The following is an 18,802-nucleotide window of genomic DNA, read 5'->3' on the forward strand; positions in this document are numbered from 1 at the left end:
TCTTACGGTATCTGGTTAGGAGTTATAGGTTAACCACGATGAATGGAATCATTCGCTTGCTTCAGTAGATTCTGGCTCTCATGCATAAACTGCTGAGAGTAATCACCAAACCACTCGCTTACTTTATTGAAGCTTGTCACAAACGCCTGCTTATCTTTGCCATCCAACACTTTCAGTGCTTCACCAAAGCATTGATGGAAGCGTTTGATCATCTCGATGTTTTCGTCTGAAGAAAGGATAATATCGCCGTATAGGTTTGGATCCTGACCGAAAAGGCGCCCAACCATCGCTAGCTCCAAGCGGTAGATTGGTGAGCTTAACTTCAACAACTTATCAATGTTCGGGTTTTCACGGCTCAAGTGTAGGCCGTAGGCAAAAGACGTAAAGTGACGCAACGCCTGAATCAAAGTCATACCATGATCGTGCTCTGAGGCATCAATCTGACATAAACTCGCGCCCCAGATAGAGAACTGTTTCAGTAACCACTGGTAGTGTTCTTCACCACGACCATCACAGTACACGATCACCTGCTTAGCTAAGCTCGGAACATCAGGGCCAAACATTGGGTGCAATCCAACAACGGGACCTTGATGAACATTGAGCATACCTTGCAGCGGTTTAGACTTTATCGAGGTTAAGTCACACAAGATGCAATCTTTTGGCAGTTTGCCTAGCTTCTCAATCACGCCTTGGGTCAGATGAATCGGTACAGTAACTACCACTAGGCCAGCATCCACCAGCATTTCATCCGCTTTATCCCAGTCTTTGCTGCCAAGTACTTTGACATCATAACCAGACAGCTTGAACATGCGACCAAACAGACCACCCAGTTGGCCGTTACCACCGACAATCACCACAGAGCGCAATTCTGGATTCAAACACTTAAAACCAGAGTCTTTCTCACTCGCGTAAGACTCACGCATGGTGCGGCGAAGAATGTCTTCAATCAGCTGAGGCGGTACGCCTTTCTTTTCCGCTTCTTCGCGACGTGAAGCTAACATGGCCGCTTCACGATCTGGCGCATAAATCGGCAGACCGTGTTCGCTTTTCACTTCACCGACCTTCTCTACCAGAGACAGTCGCTGTGCCAATAAATCCAGAATTTGTTTGTCTACTGCGTCAATTTGATCACGCAATTCATTCAATTCAACGGCCATGATGTTCCTTGTTATTCTTCTCTTAACCTTTCAGACGATCTTCCAAGAATGGGACCAGTTCTGTGTGTGCATGACGCAATAGTGCCTCAGTTGTATCCCAATTGATACAGGCATCGGTAATTGAAACGCCATATTGCATTTCGTTGAGAGGAATATCAGATGACTGATTACCTTCATTAATATGACTCTCAATCATCAGGCCAATAATCGATTTGTTTCCTTCTCGAATTTGGTGAATCACATCTTCAGCAACCAAAGGCTGGCGACGGAAATCTTTACGCGAGTTAGCATGGCTACAATCCACCATCAGGGAGGCATCCAGGCCCGCTTTCGCCATATCCTGCTCACACTCAGTGACTGACACTGAATCGTAGTTGGTTTGTTTACCACCACGCAGAATCACATGACCATTTGGGTTACCTTGAGTTGTCAGTAACGCAACCTGACCTTCACGGCTGATACCCATGAAGCGGTGGCTTGAAGACGCAGCCTGCATCGCATTGATAGCTGTTGCCAAGCTGCCATCAGTACCGTTCTTGAAGCCGATTGGCATAGATAGACCACTCGCCATCTCACGGTGAGTCTGAGATTCAGTCGTACGTGCACCAATTGCTGCCCAGCTGAATGTGTCCGCGAGGTATTGAGGGCTGATCGGATCCAGCGCTTCGGTCGCCAGTGGAATCTCCATCTCTGCTAGTTCAACTAGCAGTTTGCGACCTACGTGCAGACCGTGCTCGATATCGAAAGTACCATCTAGATGCGGGTCATTAATCAAACCTTTCCAGCCCACTGTGGTGCGTGGTTTTTCAAAGTAAACGCGCATAACAATGTACAGTTGGTCGCTAAGCTGCTCAGACAATGCTTTAAGACGCTTAGCGTACTCTTTCGCAGCGTCCAGATCGTGAATTGAACAAGGGCCACATACTACCAGTAGTCGATGATCTTTCTTATGAATAATGTTAGCGATAGTCTGACGAGACTCCTGAATAAAGCGACGAGCGTTATCACTCAGTGGTATCTTGGCTTTCAGCTCTTCAGGTGTAATCAGAACTTGTTCTTCACTAATATTAATGTTGCTCAATTCACTTTTTTGCATAACTCAAACCTGTATATATTTTTTTACACCCAATTTAAAGCATCTCTATTGGGCTGGATTAAGCATAAAATAACAGCCTAAAAACAAATTTCAAGGTGTACACATAAAAAAACACAATGTAAATATTAATTTACATATCTATAATTTGAGCTAGTTAGTTGAAAAACTTCGACTCATGCATGTTTTCTTCAACTTATCTTTTCTAAAATATGCCTATAGCCCAGCATATTATTTCACTCATGGATCTCATTCTTTCCTTACTTCAGCAAATGTGTGTCTACTTAGTCCTTGCTTATATGCTAAGTAAAACCCCCATTTTCCTGCCACTGCTGAGTATCTCTAATCGCCTGACGCACAAACTCAGCATCTACGTACTGTTCTCCCTGTTTTGTGTCATGGGGACGTACTTTGGCTTACAGATCAATGATGCGATTGCCAATACCCGAGCGATAGGAGCCGTGATGGGTGGTTTGTTTGGTGGGCCAGTGGTTGGTTTTTTTGTCGGGTTAACTGGCGGTTTGCATCGTTACTCGCTTGGCGGGTTTACCGACCTTGCTTGTGCTATCTCGACCACCGCGGAAGGTTTGATTGGTGGCTTGTTACACACCTACCTGCTCAGGCGGGGCAAAGGTGCCCAACTGTTTAACCCAAGCGTGGTGTTTGCGGTCACCTTAGTGGCAGAGATCGCCCAAATGGCGATCATTTTGATCGTCGCCAAACCATTTGATCAGGCATATTCATTAGTCTCTGCGATTGCCGCCCCAATGATCATCGCAAACTCAGTCGGCGCAGCGCTATTTATGAGCATACTGCAGGATCGAAAAACTATCTTTGAAGAGTACTCCGCCACCTTCTCGCGCCGGGCATTGAATATCGCCGAACGGTCGGTTGGTATTCTCGCTTCTGGTTTCAACACGAAAAATGCGGAAAAGATTGCTCGAATCGTTTACGAAGAAACCAATGTGGGCGCCGTGTCGATCACTGACAATGAGAAGATCCTCGCGTTTGTGGGCATTGGTGACGATCACCATAAACCAGAAACGCCGATCTCTTCGCAAAGTACACTCGATGCAATCTCACGTAACGACATCATCTACCTCGATGGCAAAGACAAGCCATATCAGTGTTCAATCTCTAAAAGTTGCAAACTGGGCTCTGCGCTGATTATTCCTCTGCACTCAGGAGATAAAGTAATTGGCACCATTAAGCTGTACGAGCCGAAACGTAAGCTGTTTTCGACCATCAATATGTCGATGGCCGAAGGGATAGCACAGTTGCTTTCCAGTCAGATCCTATTTGGTGACTACCAACAGAAACGCACTTTACTCTCTCAAGCAGAGATAAAATTGCTGCATGCGCAAGTAAACCCACACTTTTTGTTTAACGCGCTAAACACCATCAGTGCCGTCATTCGTCGCGACCCTCCTAAAGCTCGTGAGTTGATTCAGCACTTGTCACATTTCTTCCGCAGTAACCTCAAACAAGATGTAGAAACGGTTACTCTTAAAGAAGAATTGGCGCACGTTAACGCTTATCTCACCATCGAAAAAGCGCGTTTTACCGACCGATTAGAAGTGGATATTGATATTGATTCCGCATTGCTGGAGCGAAAACTGCCGACCTTTACCCTGCAACCTTTGGTAGAGAACGCCATTAAGCATGGCATATCGAATCTACTGGAAGGAGGAAAGATCCGCATTTACAGCCAGAAACTTGCGCAGGGTTATCAGCTGTGTGTGGAAGACAATGCAGGCAGTTACACACCACCAGCCGACAATCATCAGGGGCTCGGGATGCAAATCGTCGATAAGCGTTTGACCAACAAATTTGGTCAGACGGCATCACTCAATATTGATGTAACGCCACACCAACTGACGAGAATGAGCTTCCTCATTCCCGAAAAGAAAATGGATTAGGACACGGATATGCTTTCTGCTTTAGTCATAGATGATGAACTGTTTGCGCGTGAAGAGCTGACTGAGCTGCTTGAAGAATCGGGCCAAATCACTGTCATTGATCAGGCCAGCAATGCGATCGAAGGTCTGAAAAAGATTAACCAGCTTAAACCCGATGTGGTCTTTCTCGATATTCAGATGCCGCAAATCACGGGCATTGAGCTACTTGGGATGCTTGATCCTGAAACCATGCCAAAAGTTGTGTTTGTCACCGCCTACGATGAGTTCGCTATTCAGGCGTTTGAAGACAACGCGTTCGATTACTTATTGAAACCGGTAGATACCTGTCGGTTGGACAAAACCATTAAACGCCTTCTTAGGTCAGTCAGCAGTAATACTCAGGAACAAGTCTCAGCGATCACCCCATCTAGCCTAGATCAGGTGCCTTGTATTGGCCTGAATCGGATTGTCATCATTCCGACGCAAGATGTGGAGTTTGCTTACAGCGATATAAGTGGTGTTCATGTCCAGACAGAAGAACAAAAAGCCACCTCACAGCTGACGCTCAAAGTGCTCGAAGAGAAAACACCTCTGGTGCGCTGCCACCGCCAGTTTCTGGTTAACATCAAAGCGATCAAAGAAATCAAATTGCTGGAAAACGGATTGGCAGAGATCATCACAGTCAGTGATCACCCGATTCCCGTCAGCCGTCGCTACCTGAAAACGCTAAAAGAAATGCTCGGCTTCCACTAAAAAGAGCCGCTATTGCGGCTCTTGTTCGCTCGTTACTTTTAACTTATCCAATAACGCGTTTCATGGCTTCGGATGCTAGCTTCCACTCATCACTGCTACGCAGCTCAGACAAAGTGAAAGATTGTTTCTTCAATAGCTCAGTTGCTTGTGGCGTTTCCATTACAGGCAGGTTATCCAACACCTCAATCTGCGCATCACGCTTATTGCACACCAACACCATGTCGCAGCCCGATGCCAGAGACTGATGAGCACGCTCAGCTGGGCCACCCATTACAGATGCGCCTTCCATCGTCAGATCATCAGAGAAAATAATGCCATTGAAGCCCAATTGTTTTCTCAGCACATTCTTGAGCCAGAACTCAGAGCCACTGGCAGGCTGGTCGTCATAATGAGGGAACACCACATGCGCAGGCATCATCGCATCCAATAGCCCCGCCTCAATCTGAGCTTTAAAAATCGCCATATCCTGTTCGAGAATGGTATCTCGCTGATCATAAGGGGTTTCCAGATGCGAGTCCGCAATCACACCGCCGTGGCCGGGAAAGTGTTTGCCTGTCGTTGCCATGCCCACCGCTTTCATGCCGCGCATGTAAGCATTGCTGTGGCGGATGATGGTATCGACATCTTCACCAAATGAGCGGCTACCAATCGCCTTACACTCATGACCTTTATCCAGTACCGGAGCAAAGCTTAGATCGATGTCATGAGCAATCAGTTCTGCCGCCATTAACCAACCGCCTTGTTCAGCCAGCTTTTCGCCATTCGCTTGCTTGGCATAGGATTCCGCCGCAGGGATAAGGGAAAAGCCTTCCTTGAAACGTTGAACTCGGCCGCCTTCCTGATCAACGCCAATAAGAATCGGACGTTTCGCAGCCTGACGAATCGACTTGTTCAGGGCCAGCAACTGCTCATTATCGTGATAGTTGCGGGCAAACAGAATGACGCCACCGACGGTTGGGTGCTCAAGAATTTCTCTGTCTTCTGCGGTCAGTTCGCAACCTTCTACATCAACCCATAAAGGTCCCATAATCATTCCTTACTGTTTTAAAACCGCAACAGCGGATTTACTTTGTTCAATTAATTGGTCAGCGCTCTCTTCCTGCTGAGTTAACGCAATGAAGAGCAAGTCTGTCATCAGCAGCTGACTGTCTCGTGCTGTAATGGAAGAGCTTCTTATCTGCTCCTCATCTGCCGCCGTCATCAGTTTGATGTCGGCGTATCTATCCAATGGTGTCGGAGCCAGCTGACTGATGATGATCACCTTAGCGCCTTTACTGCGTGCCAGTTGAGCAATGCTCAGCACCTCTCGACTTCGCCCGGAATACGACAACGCAACCAGCACATCGTTCTCACTCAGCGCTGCGGCGTTGGCTATCTGAATATGTGCATCGTACTCGCAGTGCACCGCATGGCCAATTTTGGTCAGCTTGTAGCTCAAATCTTTGGCGACCAGCGAAGAAGCGCCAACGCCCGCAATCTGAATTTTTCCGGCTAAGTGCAGGTAGCCTGCCGCTTGCTGAATCGTGTCTGCATCATTGAGTGCTACAGTTCGGTCAAGTGACTGCTGTTTACTCGATAATAACTTAGCCATCACCAGAGCCATGTTATCGCTGCGTGAGATGGTGCCGTGAATCGCTTTCTTTGAACTGGGTTGATACGCCAATTCACTCTCATATAAGCGAATTTTCAAATCGGAGAAGCCGCTGTAACCAATCTTCTGACTAAATTTCACAATTGTCGACTGGCTGACACCGATGGCTTTTGCCAGTTCGGGAGAGGAGAACTGTTTTACCTGTTGAGGGTATTCGAGTAAATATCGGGCTATCTTGTTATCTGCTGGTGAAAGCTGAGGTAACAGTGCACGAATTCGAGCTAAACCTTTCATCTTCCCCTCCTCTGTTTGATATGCAGTGTACTCAGCCACGTGAAGCTGGGGAATAGTTATTCCAATCCAAGCATAAATTTGGAATAGACTAACGCGTGAACTGAGAACAGGATCATAGAATCAAAGCGGTCATTATTCCATCAAAGAATAGACTTAGGAATGAACTATTCATATCAGCATACTGCTAAAAAACGATAAATAGATTCCCTACATGATTCAGGCTATGGAGCTGCGATGAATTCTTTATTTACCTCTCTCGACTGGGCTGTGTTCGCCTTATACTTTGCGATCATTGCCTATACTGGCTGGCATTTCAGCCGAGTCAAAATTACTTCCACTAAGGATTACTTCCTTGGTGGGAATAGTATGCCAATGTGGGTAGTGGCCGTTTCCGTTCTGGCAACATCTCAGTCAGCGGCGACATTTCTAGGTGGCCCAGATTCCAGTTACCGTGGTGACTTAACTTACCTAGCCACCAATATAGGCGGTATTCTCGGCGCTCTGTTCGTTGCTTGGATTCTGATCCCACGCTTCTACCAGAATAAAGTGTCGACCGTATATGAATTACTCAAAGTACGTTTTGGCGAGAAAACCAAGCAACGTGCCGGGCTGATGTATCTGGTTGGACGCGTTTTTGCTTCTGGTTCACGACTGTATATGGCAGCGATTGCGGTCTCGATGATTCTGTTTACCAACATCAACCCAACCAGCGTTATCGCTTCGGTTGTTATTTTGGTCGTTGTTGGCCTTGCCTACACTTACATGGGTGGGATTCGCTCGGTAATCTGGAGTGACCTGATCCAGTTAATTGTTTATGTCGGCGCGGCGCTGGCCGTTATCATTTATTTGCTCGGTCAGATTCCAGCAGACTTTAGCCAAATCATGCACGTCCTAGAGAACCCAGGGCCAGATCAGGCTTCTAAACTTACCTTACTCGACTTTAGCCTTGATTTCTCACCAGCAGGAACCTTTAGCTTCTGGGCTTGTATCACTGGCTTCGTGCTACTGAATATCGGTGCGTTTGGCCTCGACCAAGATATGACTCAGCGTGTTTTAACCTGTAAGAACGCCAAACAAGGCTCACAAGCGATGGTGAACTCGATTGTCTTTTCACTGCCGATTGTTCTGATTTTTATGACCATTGGCTTACTATTGTATGTGTTCTACCAGCGTCCTGACCTGATGGGAGTTGAAGGACAAGATGTCGTACAGAGCTTCAATGGCGAAAATGTCACTATCTTTATGTACTACGTACTGAACGAAATGCCAGCAGGCTTACGTGGCCTCGTGACGGTAGGGGTTGTCGCTGCGGCGCTGTCGACACTGAACTCAGGTCTTAATTCAATGTCTTCCGTTGCTACTCAAGACTTGTACAAGCCATGGAAAGAAGCTCGTGATGGCCAGCAAGATGACGTGCACTATGTCAAAGTCGGTCGATTTGGAATGGCAATTGCGGCGGTTGCACTTGGTAGCATGGGAATCTTGTGTTTCTACTGGCAGCAATATACAGATATGCCACTGCTCGCGTTCGCACTCAGTGTGATGGTCTTTGCCTACACGGGTCTCCTTGGTGTCTATTTTACCGCTCTGTTTACGGACCGAGGCAGTGAGCGTTCGGTTGCGATGGCACTGGTCGCAGGCTTCCTGACCACACTGTTGCTGCAGGCTTATGTTTGGGACAACACGCTCGGGCTCATCAATCCAGATTGGGCAGGGCTGAGCTTAGCGTTCCCTTATCAGCTTTGTATCGGTACCTTAGTGTCATTTGGTGTCTGCTTGTGTGGTAAAGCACAGCCACAAGAGCAACTGCAAACGGCTCGACTATGATTACGCATTTACTTGCAATCGACGGAGGCGGAACCAAAACCGCCTTACGTCTGACAGCTTTAGACTCGCTAGCGACTAACCCAGCTTTCATCTTGACTGTTGGCCCGTCTTCTCTGACGCAACAAAAAGAGCAGGCCCACCATCAAATACGGGAGGCAATTGAAACTTGCCTAGCACAAGTAAAACTGACGCCTCAGCAGGTATTCATTGTCATTGGCGTTGCCGGCGCTGGCAACGTCAATGCAAGACAAGCACTTGAGCGGTCGCTACTCAGCTACCCTAACTACTTAGTCACAACCGATGCACATATTTCTTTGTTGGGCGTCAATCAAGGTCAGGCCGTGAACTGCCTCGCCATTGGTACAGGCAGTGTCGCTACCCGACTAGAGGCCGACGGCTCAACTCAAATGTATGGCGGCTGGGGCTTTCCAATTGGCGATCAAGGTGGTGGCGCTTGGCTAGGGCAACAGGCCGTACAGGCATTAATTGAAGCCGTTGAACAGCAAACTACTAGCCCGTTGACCGACTATCTATCTCAGCATCTGGGAAACCAGCGCGGCGATATTTTACAATGGTTGACCACAGCGAATGCTTCGCGCTTCGCGCAATTGGTCCCCGCCCTTTTGGACCACGCGTATCAAGGCTGCCCAGTAAGCCATGAGATTGTTAGACGTGGGCAGATTCATATTGATGAGCTTGTGACAAAGTGCTGTGAAAATAATGAGTTAGATATCGCTTTTTTAGGAAGTTTGGGCGCATACTATCAGCAACATATCAGTGATAAATGGCGCTCACGCCTCATCACCCCGAAAGGAGACGCACTGGACGGTGCAACTCTGTTAGCCAGACAACAGGTGGAAATTCGCAATGGATAAAGAGCTTTATATTGGCATCATGTCTGGCACCAGCTTGGACGGTATTGATGTCGCACTAGTTGAAGTAAGTGACGGACACATTCAGTTAATCGATTATGCCGATTACCCAATACCTTTGGCGGTTAAAGAACAAGTGCTCGATATCTGTCTCGGCCAACAAACCAATTTAAAACAGGTAGGCACGCTGGATCACCAATTAGGCCATTTGTATGCCGAAGCAGTGTTAGCCTTACTTGAAAAAACAGGTCACGGTAAAGATCAAATTACTGCGATCGGTAACCACGGTCAGACGGTTTTCCACCAGCCAACAGGTGACGCGCCGTTCACGACTCAGATCGGTGATGCCAATATCATTGCAACACGGACCGGCATTACAACAATTGCCGATTTCAGGCGTAAAGACATAGCTCTGGGTGGGCAAGGCGCACCACTGGTTCCAGCCTTCCATCAGTCGCTGTTTCAATCAAATACATCGAGCACAGTCGTGCTCAATATTGGCGGAATTGCCAACATCTCCGTGCTTCGCCCTGATCACCCTGTCATTGGTTATGATACCGGGCCGGGCAACATGTTGATGGACGCTTGGTGTCACCAGCACCAAGGCCAGCCTTACGACAAAGACGCCTTGTTCGCACAGAAAGGTCATGTCGATACAGCACTGCTCAACACCCTACTTCAAGAGCCTTACCTTGCGCAACAAGCACCCAAGAGCACAGGGCGAGAGCTGTTTAACTTACCTTGGTTAGAGGCTATTCTGAGCAACCATAACTGCTGCGCTGAAGATGTTCAGCGAACACTGTGCGAATACACCGCACAAACCATCAGCTCCGAGGTCGAAAAGTACTCGCTGGGAGAGCAGCCACAACTATTGGTTTGTGGCGGTGGCGCCTGTAATCCACTGTTGATGAATCGCCTGAAAGAGCTACTACCTGCTTGGTCTGTCGATTCTACAGACTCACAAGGTGTCGACAGTCAGAATATGGAAGCGATGGCATTTGCTTGGCTTGCCTATCGCCGCATTCACAACCTGCCAAGCAATTTGCCAGAAGTCACCGGAGCGAGCCATCCTGCTTCTCTTGGTGTGATGTACTTTGCCGATTAAATAAGGACGATTATGACCAACGATGCACTAATCGCAGCGCTTTCCCATTTGGTTTCTGAAGGTCGTAACCCAGAAACGATGGATATTGACCTGCTGCCTTCTCTGGAAATCGTTAAAAGAATTAACCAGCAAGATAAACTCGTTCCACTCGCAGTAGAAAAAGTGCTGCCTGAAATTGCTCAGGCGGTGGACAAAATCACTCAAGCATTCAAGTCGGGTGGCCGCTTAGTGTATATGGGCGCTGGTACTAGCGGACGTTTGGGGATCCTTGATGCCTCGGAGTGCCCTCCGACTTTTGGCGTCTCCGATCAAATGGTCATCGGCCTGATTGCAGGCGGCCCAGATGCTATCCTCAAAGCCAAAGAAGGCGCGGAAGATTCGCCGGAGCTTGGCGTTGCTGATTTGAAGTCGATTGAGTTCAGCGATAAAGACGTCGTGGTAGGAATTGCAGCTAGCGGCCGAACGCCTTACGTTATTGGTGCGCTGGAATACGCCAACGACCTTGGAGCGACTACAGTGGCTCTATCATGTAACCCGGATTCCATCATTGCAGAAGTCGCACAAATCGCGATTAGCCCAGTAGTAGGCCCTGAAGCGTTAACAGGTTCAACACGATTAAAGTCGGGAACGGCGCAGAAGCTGGTTCTCAACATGCTGACTACAGCCAGCATGATTCGACTGGGCAAAAGCTATCAAAACTTAATGGTTGACGTGAAAGCGACCAACAAGAAGCTGGTCGCACGTGCCGCTCGTATTGTCATGCAGGCGACTGAGTGTGATAAGCAGCAGGCAGTCACGGTGTTAGAGCAAACGGAATATGACGTAAAGCTTGCCATCTTAATGATCCTGACCGGAATGGACGTCGACAGTGCCAGAAACCAGCTCCAACATCAGGAAGGCTTCCTGAGACGAGCAGTAGAAAATCACAATCATTAACGTAAAAAGGCTTGGTAAACACCAAGCCTTTTTATTTAGTAATACTCGTTAGCGTGTTCATCCCAACCACGCTTCCATTCCATTCGAAACTTCTGCGCATCTGCCGTGCCTTCACACACGCCCTCATAATATTGCCCCGTTAAACCAATCTGATAGGCCACATTCGGGTTACAGTATTCTTTAATTCCGCTCAGGTAACCCTGGTCATAGTCGCCCTGTTTGACACTGCCTAAGCTGGCCAGTTCTTTAAACGGACGCTGAGCTTGACCGCGTACGCCGTCTTGGTACCCAATCTCATACCAATCTCCTTCCTTGGCAAGTTGTTCAGTACTGGCAGCGCAAGCCATCAAGGTCGATACCAACATCAGAAAAATGAGTTTTCTCATTGTTTTTCCTTGTTTTTATAGAAACTCTATTAATGAAACCACTAAATCCTCAACATTGCCACTCACAAAGAGGAAAAACCGCTTAATGGTGCCAAATACCACTCAATTGGGTATACGACCACTCAATTGAGATCCCAATGTGGATTGTTTCGAGTCAGCGTAATATCCAGACTGAACTTATTAAATTATCACTAAGGAACGAGTGCTATGTTGTGGTTTTTAACCTGTGTTGCAGCCTTGATAGGTGGATACTTCATCTATGGGGCATTTGTTGAGAAAGTTTTCGGCATCAATGAAAAACGCCAAACTCCAGCCCACACACAAGCTGATGGCGTCGACTATGTTCCAATGTCGACCAAGAAAGTCTATCTGGTTCAGCTTCTGAACATCGCTGGTGTTGGCCCTATCTTCGGTCCTATCATGGGCGCGCTTTACGGCCCAGCTGCTATGCTGTGGATTGTCATTGGCTGTATTTTCGCTGGTGCCGTGCACGACTACTTCTCCGGCATGCTGTCGGTACGTAACGGTGGCGCTTCTGTGCCAACAATCACAGGCCGCTATCTAGGCAATGGTGCAAAACACTTTATGAATATCTTTGCCATTGTCCTATTGCTTCTGGTCGGTGTGGTATTCGTTTCAGCACCAGCAGGGATGATCACTAACCTGATCAACGATCAGACCAGCCTGTCTGTCAGCATGACGACTATGGTCATTGCTATTTTTGCTTACTACATCATCGCCACTATCGTTCCTGTCGACAAAATCATTGGTCGCTTTTACCCACTGTTTGGTGCTCTGCTGATCTTTATGTCGGTTGGCCTAATGACAGCGGTTGCGCTATCTAGCGAGCACACCGTAATGGGTGATTTTCAGGTAACGGATATGTTCACTAACCTGAACCCGAACGACATGCCACTATGGCCAGCGCTATTTATCACCATCGCATGTGGTGCTATCTCTGGTTTCCACGCTACTCAGTCACCTTTGATGGCTCGTTGTATGGAGAATGAGAAAAACGGTCGATTCGTTTTCTACGGCGCCATGATTGGTGAAGGTGTGATTGCGCTTATCTGGTGTGCGATTGCTCTATCTTTCTTCGGTAACCTTGATGCGCTTTCTGAAGCCGTGAAAGACGGCGGCCCAGGTAACGTAGTATACAGTTCTTCGTTTGGCCTGCTTGGTGTATTTGGTGGTGTGATTGCCTTCTTAGGTGTCGTGATTCTACCAATTACATCCGGTGATACTGCGTTCCGCTCTAGCCGTTTGATCTTGGCTGAGTACTTCAACATGGAACAGAAAACGCTGCGTAACCGCCTACTGATGGCTGTCCCTCTTTTCGTGATTGGTGGCATCCTAACTCAGGTAGACTTCGGTGTTATCTGGCGTTACTTTGGCTTCGCTAACCAGACGACAGCAGTCATGATGCTGTGGACGGCTTCAGCTTACCTACTTCGTCACAACAAGCGGCACTGGATCACTACGATTCCAGCAATCTTTATGACGACTGTCGTGGTGACCTTTATCCTAAACAACAGCACGCTAGGGTTTGGTCTGCCAATGAACGTTTCTACCATCGCTGGTATCTTGTTCTCACTCGTGACAACGGCCTACGTCATCAAAAAGTCTAAAGGCAAAGGGGAAACTGACCTAGCGGATGAAGACAAGCCAAAAGTAGCGACTGAAACCGCTTAAGCCTATAGACTGGCATATTGATTAAGGCTCCTTAGGGAGCCTTTTCTTGTGTCTGAAAACTGCTTTACAAACGTCGATGAGCAAAATGCTCACGCTAGCGAAAAATCAGATTAAAATCAGTTTTCTGCATTTAAAGCAGATGTAAAAAAGGCGACTTAATGCCGCCTTGTTGTCCTTTCAAGTCTCTAGTCGACCTGTTTAATCTGTAGCTCTTTTGGTACTTCAAAGAACATGTTTTCTTCACGGCCGAGTACTTCTTCTACCGAACGTGTGCCGACAAGCTCTTTGATGCGTTCCAGAATCTGATTAACCAGCTCTTCTGGCGCTGACGCCCCCGCCGTAACACCCACTTTCACCTTATCGTTAAACCATTCGGGCTCGATGTCTTCCGGGCAATCTGTCAGATACCCTGGAGTGCCCAGCTTTTCAGCCAGCTCTTTGAGACGAGTCGAGTTAGATGAGTTTTTAGAACCGACAACAATCACGACATCAACGTCTGTTGCCATTTCTCGTACTGCATCCTGACGATTCTGTGTAGCGTAACAGATATCGTCTTTGCGTGGCCCCTGAATCTCTGGGAAGACGCGACGTAGCTCAATAATTACATCAGCGGTTTCATCTACAGACAGTGTCGTCTGACTTACGTAATGCAGATTACTCTGATCTTTGACTTTTGCTTTGAGAGCGGCCACATCCGCTGGCGTCTCTACTAGGTACATGCCACCTTGTTCACTGGCATACTGGCCCATTGTACCTTCGACTTCAGGGTGTCCAGCATGACCGATCAAGACCACTTCCATATGACGACGGCTTGCACGAGCCACTTCCATATGAACTTTGGTTACCAGTGGGCAAGTCGCATCAAAGACGGTCAGATCACGCTCTTTCGCTTCTTTACGAACAGCCTGAGACACACCATGAGCAGAGAAAATCACAATATTGTCATCTGGCACTTCATGAAGCTCCTCTACAAAGATAGCGCCTCTTTGCTTAAGACCCTCGACCACAAATCGGTTGTGCACGACTTCATGACGAACATAAATCGGTGGTTGATACATTTCTAATGCACGCTCAACAATGCTGATCGCGCGATCAACACCTGCACAAAAGCCACGTGGGTTGGCTAAAAGAATTTTCATTTCATTGCTCATAGTGATTATTTTATCGCTTCAGGCCGCTATTCTACTGACAAAATTTCAACTTCAAAAGTCACATCTTGCCCTGCTAGCGGGTGGTTGAAATCAACCGTCACTGAGTCACCCGCAATTTCGGTAATGATTCCAGGGATTTCCATGCCATCAGGGCCAGAGAAAGCCATGATTGTGCCCACTTCAACTTCTGCATCACCAACAAATCTTGCACGATCCATATGATGTACATTGTCTGGATTCGGCGCACCAAAGGCATCTTCCGCTTTCAGTTCAATCGCCTTTTGCTCACCCACTTCAAGTCCTAGCAAGCATTGCTCAAAGTTTTCACTTAGGCTGCCATCACCGATCACGAGCTTGGCAGGCTTACCCATGTTGTGCGTGCTATCCGCAACCGAGCCATCTTTAAGTTTGATAGTAAAATGCAGCGTTACTGCGGATTCCTGGACAATAGTGGTCACAATACTGTTTCCTTGTTATTGGAGATATTGGCTTCTATTCAATAGAGGCTTCGTTATAGTAAAAAGCGCTCTCTGAATCAACAGACAGCGCTTAGGGTTATTCAAACATTATCAGCTTACGCTTTTTTTTCAGCGTCTTTTTTACGAAATCCATCAAGGATAATCATTGCAGCACCAATACAAATTGTACTGTCTGCCAAATTAAACGCTGGCCAGTGGTAGTCACCCCAGAAAAAGTCTAGGTAATCGACAACATAACCGTGTACCACACGATCAAACACGTTACCCACCGCACCACCGATGATCATGGCATAAGCCACATTGTTCCATTTCTCTTTTGCTGGCAGTTTACTCATCCAGTAAGTCAGCATAGCGGTTACCGCAAAAGCGATCCCCGTAAACAACCAACGTTGCCAGCCAGCCTGATCGCTCAGAAAGCTAAATGCAGCACCGTAGTTATGTACGTAAAGCAGATTAAAGAAAGGCAACACCTCAATGCGATTCGCCCAGCCATAACCCATGTTATCCATCACAAACAGCTTAATACCAATATCCGCTAGAAAGATAACCAATGCTAGCCACAACCAGCGCACGCCAGATTGCTTTAAAGTGAGTGCTTGTTCGCTCATACAATTCCTAAAAGTAGCCCCAGTCAGTACTGGGGCTATATTATCTCAATAAAGTTCAACTTCTAGTTGCTATAAATTACGCGAAGCGACGTGTTTCACCTTCTCCATCAACGTTAGACACACAACGACCACAGATCTTCTCGTGACCTTCGATTGTGCCTACGTCTGGAGTGTGGTGCCAGCAACGGTCACACTTCTCGTTTTCCGTTGCTTTCACTTCAACAAACAGGCCTTCAACATCAGTTGCTTGTGCCGCTTCTGACTTCTCGCTTAGAGGCTTAACAACCGCTGCTGACGTCAGTAGTGCAAAACGCAGCTCATCTTCAAGTTTGCTTAGTTTCGCCGCTAGTGCGTCATCAGCATAAAGGGTCACTTCTGCTTGCAGAGAACCACCAATGGTCTTCTCTTTACGAGCATCTTCTAGCAGTTTGTTCACACCACCACGAACCGCTTGGATTTCAGCCCAAAATTCGTTGTTAAGCTCTTCGCCTTCAGCTAGACCAAACAGACCTTCGTACCACTCGCCTGTGAATACAAACTTATCGCGTTCGCCCGGCATCTCGTTCCAGATCTCGTCTGCAGTGAACGACATGATTGGCGCCATCCAACGAACAAGCGCTTCTACGATGTAGTAAAGCGCAGTCTGGCAGCTACGTTGAGCGTGGCCGCCAAGTTTCGCTGTGTACTGACGATCTTTAATTACGTCTAGGTAGAATGAGCCCATTTCGATAGAACAGAACTGCATTAAACGCTGTGTTACTGCGTGAGTGTTGTACTCACCGTACGCTTTCACGATCTCTTCTTGAGCAGCCAGTGCACGACCTACAGCCCAACGGTCTAGCGCCACCATTTCTTCAGCAGGAACAAGGTCCGTTGCTGGGTTAAAGCCGCTTAGGTTCGCAAGGAAAAAACGCGCAGTGTTACGAATACGACGGTATGCATCTGCAGAGCGTTTTAGGATTTCATCAGAAACCGCAACTTCACCCGTGTAGTCCGTTGAAGCAACCCATAGACGCAGAATGTCAGCACCTAGCTTGTTAGTCACATCTTTTGGCGCAACCACGTTACCGATAGATTTCGACATTTTACGGCCTTGACCGTCAACCACGAAGCCATGAGTAAGCACTTGCTTGTATGGCGCTTCGTCTTTCATCGCGATAGATGAAATGAGCGAAGACTGGAACCAACCACGGTGTTGGTCAGAGCCTTCTAAATATAGGTCTGCCGACGCGCCGTTGTACTCTTCACGAGCATCAACCACTGAGTAGTGAGTCACACCTGAATCAAACCATACGTCTAGCGTATCCAGTACTTTCTCGTACTTATCCGCTTCTTCACCTAGTAAGTCAGAGATTTCTAGATCCCACCAAGCTTGGATGCCTTTTTCTTCAACCAGCAGAGCCACTTTCTCTACTAATTCGATCGTATTTGGATGAAGCTCTGCCGTTTCTTTATGAACGAATAAAGCGATTGGCACACCCCAGGTACGTTGACGAGAGATACACCACTCAGGGCGACCTTCAATCATACCTTCGATACGGCTTTGACCCCACTCAGGCATCCACTCAACACCTTTGATTGACTCTAGTGCTTTTGCACGTAGACCCGCTTGGTCCATAGAGACGAACCACTGTGGTGTTGCACGGAAGATGATTGGCGTTTTGTGTCTCCAACAATGTGGGTAGCTGTGCTCATAAGCGTGATGATGTAGAAGCGCGCCTTTCTCTTTTAGCGTCTCAACAACTGCGTCGTTCGCTTTGAACACGTGTTGACCAGCAAATAGCTCAGTATCCGGCAGGTAAACGCCGTTTGAACCTACTGGGTTAGCGACTTCTAGGTTGTACTTGTTACCGACTGCAAAGTCTTCTTGGCCGTGGCCAGGTGCAGTATGAACCACACCAGTACCAGAATCCGTTGTTACGTGATCGCCAAGGATCGCAGGAACGGTGAAATCGTAGAACGGGTGGTTAAACTGAGATAGTTCAAGATCGCTACCTTTGGCAAAACCAAGGTTATGGAAGTGCTCGATACCCGCACGATCCATCACGTCTTTCGCTAGCTCAGAAGCAACGATGATTCGCTCTTTAGAATCGCCTTCGACTTGAATCAATACGTACTCTAGATCATCACGTAGACAGACTGCGCGGTTTGCTGGCAGTGTCCATGGTGTAGTTGTCCAGATAACGATAGAGATCTCGCCTTCACCTTCATGACCTTCGTTCAATGAGAACTTAGAGAGAAGCGCTGCTTCATCTGCCGCTTTAAAGCGTACGTCGATCGATGGCGATACTTTATCTTTGTACTCGACTTCTGCTTCGGCAAGCGCAGAGCCACAGTCTGTACACCAGTGAACAGGTTTGAAACCTTTTAGTAGGTGGCCGTTATCAGCAATCTTACCAAGTGCACGGATGATGTTTGCTTCAGTAGCAAAATCCATAGTGCGGTAAGGCTTGTCCCACTCACCCATGATACCTAGGCGCTTGAAGCTCTCTTTTTGACCTTCAACCTGGCCAGCAGCATAGTCACGACATTTCTGACGGAACTCAGCGGCTGTCACTTTTTGACCTGGCTTACCAACCTTTTTCTCTACCATTAATTCAATAGGTAGACCGTGGCAGTCCCAGCCAGGAATGTAAGGAGCGTCAAAACCTGAAAGTGTTTTGGATTTAATAATAATGTCTTTAAGAATCTTGTTTAGTGCGTGACCAATATGAATGTCACCGTTGGCGTATGGAGGGCCATCGTGTAGAACGAAAGATTTTTTGCCTTTCTTCGCTTTACGGATTTCACCGTAAAGGTCTTCTTTATACCAACGCTTAAGCATTTCTGGCTCGCGGTTCGCCAGATTGCCGCGCATCGGAAACCCTGTTTCAGGTAGGTTCAGGGTATCTTTATACTCACTCATCGATTCTTAATTCCGTTGTGTTGGGCGAATGTTAGACATTATGCCAAGCGGTGGA

Annotated in this window: 16 protein-coding genes; 7 read left to right on the plus strand and 9 right to left on the minus strand. The window is 47.5% G+C overall.

Going from position 1 to position 18,802, the window contains the following annotated elements:
- Nucleotides 1-29: 29 nt before the first annotated feature.
- Nucleotides 30-1,157 (minus strand): bifunctional chorismate mutase/prephenate dehydrogenase, encoded by a 1,128-nt coding sequence (tyrA, locus tag QMA41_RS21055; protein ID WP_006957684.1) that lies wholly within the window; start codon nt 1,155-1,157, stop codon nt 30-32.
- Between the two features lie 22 nt (nt 1,158-1,179).
- Entirely contained in the window at nt 1,180-2,253 is a 1,074-nt protein-coding gene (locus QMA41_RS21060; RefSeq protein ID WP_021456376.1) for a 3-deoxy-7-phosphoheptulonate synthase, read from the minus strand.
- A gap of 239 nt (nt 2,254-2,492) precedes the next feature.
- On the opposite strand from QMA41_RS21060, the gene QMA41_RS21065 reads away from it, so the two are divergent.
- Together QMA41_RS21065 and btsR are read left to right on the plus strand one after the other, a co-directional pair.
- Nucleotides 2,493-4,169, plus strand: a complete 1,677-nt coding sequence (locus tag QMA41_RS21065) for a sensor histidine kinase (RefSeq protein ID WP_281630546.1) — start codon at nt 2,493-2,495, stop codon at nt 4,167-4,169.
- 9 nt (nt 4,170-4,178) lie between these two features.
- Nucleotides 4,179-4,901: a two-component system response regulator BtsR gene (btsR, locus tag QMA41_RS21070; protein WP_006957689.1), complete on the plus strand. Its 723-nt coding sequence runs from the start codon at nt 4,179-4,181 to the stop codon at nt 4,899-4,901.
- A gap of 43 nt (nt 4,902-4,944) precedes the next feature.
- Here the strand turns inward: btsR and nagZ are convergent, their stop codons facing one another.
- Both nagZ and QMA41_RS21080 read right to left on the minus strand, forming a co-directional pair.
- Nucleotides 4,945-5,928 (minus strand): beta-N-acetylhexosaminidase, encoded by a 984-nt coding sequence (gene nagZ, locus QMA41_RS21075; protein ID WP_038164740.1) that lies wholly within the window; start codon nt 5,926-5,928, stop codon nt 4,945-4,947.
- A gap of 9 nt (nt 5,929-5,937) precedes the next feature.
- On the minus strand, nt 5,938-6,786 hold the full coding sequence (locus tag QMA41_RS21080) for a MurR/RpiR family transcriptional regulator (RefSeq protein ID WP_006957693.1): 849 nt from the start codon (nt 6,784-6,786) through the stop codon (nt 5,938-5,940).
- A gap of 234 nt (nt 6,787-7,020) precedes the next feature.
- Between QMA41_RS21080 and QMA41_RS21085 the strand changes: the two genes are divergently transcribed.
- From QMA41_RS21085 to murQ, 4 genes are read left to right on the plus strand one after another with little or no spacing between them, the layout of a single operon-like run.
- On the plus strand, nt 7,021-8,613 hold the full coding sequence (locus QMA41_RS21085) for a sodium:solute symporter (RefSeq protein WP_281630547.1): 1,593 nt from the start codon (nt 7,021-7,023) through the stop codon (nt 8,611-8,613).
- Complete coding sequence (locus QMA41_RS21090; protein ID WP_281630548.1) at nt 8,610-9,488, plus strand: BadF/BadG/BcrA/BcrD ATPase family protein; 879 nt, start codon at nt 8,610-8,612, stop codon at nt 9,486-9,488. The genes QMA41_RS21085 and QMA41_RS21090 overlap by 4 nt, the downstream gene beginning before the upstream one ends.
- A complete protein-coding gene (locus tag QMA41_RS21095; protein WP_281630549.1) occupies nt 9,481-10,590 on the plus strand; it encodes an anhydro-N-acetylmuramic acid kinase in 1,110 nt (369 codons plus the stop codon). The genes QMA41_RS21090 and QMA41_RS21095 overlap by 8 nt, the downstream gene beginning before the upstream one ends.
- Nucleotides 10,591-10,602: 12 nt before the next feature.
- Nucleotides 10,603-11,526: an N-acetylmuramic acid 6-phosphate etherase gene (gene murQ, locus QMA41_RS21100; RefSeq protein WP_006957700.1), complete on the plus strand. Its 924-nt coding sequence runs from the start codon at nt 10,603-10,605 to the stop codon at nt 11,524-11,526.
- Between the two features lie 35 nt (nt 11,527-11,561).
- Here the strand turns inward: murQ and QMA41_RS21105 are convergent, their stop codons facing one another.
- Complete coding sequence (locus QMA41_RS21105; RefSeq protein WP_006957703.1) at nt 11,562-11,912, minus strand: DUF2799 domain-containing protein; 351 nt, start codon at nt 11,910-11,912, stop codon at nt 11,562-11,564.
- A gap of 207 nt (nt 11,913-12,119) precedes the next feature.
- Between QMA41_RS21105 and QMA41_RS21110 the strand changes: the two genes are divergently transcribed.
- Nucleotides 12,120-13,604 (plus strand): carbon starvation protein A, encoded by a 1,485-nt coding sequence (locus QMA41_RS21110; protein ID WP_281630550.1) that lies wholly within the window; start codon nt 12,120-12,122, stop codon nt 13,602-13,604.
- Between the two features lie 185 nt (nt 13,605-13,789).
- On the opposite strand, the gene ispH is transcribed toward QMA41_RS21110, so the two are convergent.
- The 4 genes from ispH to ileS form a co-directional block, all read right to left on the minus strand.
- Entirely contained in the window at nt 13,790-14,755 is a 966-nt protein-coding gene (gene ispH, locus QMA41_RS21115) for a 4-hydroxy-3-methylbut-2-enyl diphosphate reductase (RefSeq protein WP_281630551.1), read from the minus strand.
- 26 nt (nt 14,756-14,781) lie between these two features.
- Nucleotides 14,782-15,213, minus strand: coding sequence for an FKBP-type peptidyl-prolyl cis-trans isomerase (fkpB, locus tag QMA41_RS21120; protein WP_006957709.1), 432 nt, complete (start codon nt 15,211-15,213; stop codon nt 14,782-14,784).
- Nucleotides 15,214-15,329: 116 nt separating this feature from the next.
- Nucleotides 15,330-15,842: a signal peptidase II gene (lspA, locus tag QMA41_RS21125; RefSeq protein ID WP_006957711.1), complete on the minus strand. Its 513-nt coding sequence runs from the start codon at nt 15,840-15,842 to the stop codon at nt 15,330-15,332.
- A gap of 76 nt (nt 15,843-15,918) precedes the next feature.
- Complete coding sequence (gene ileS / locus QMA41_RS21130; protein ID WP_038164760.1) at nt 15,919-18,747, minus strand: isoleucine--tRNA ligase; 2,829 nt, start codon at nt 18,745-18,747, stop codon at nt 15,919-15,921.
- Nucleotides 18,748-18,802 lie beyond the last annotated feature (55 nt).

The organism is Vibrio sp. St2, assembly GCF_947311885.1.
GTDB classification, from domain to species: Bacteria; Pseudomonadota; Gammaproteobacteria; order Enterobacterales; family Vibrionaceae; genus Vibrio; species Vibrio coralliilyticus.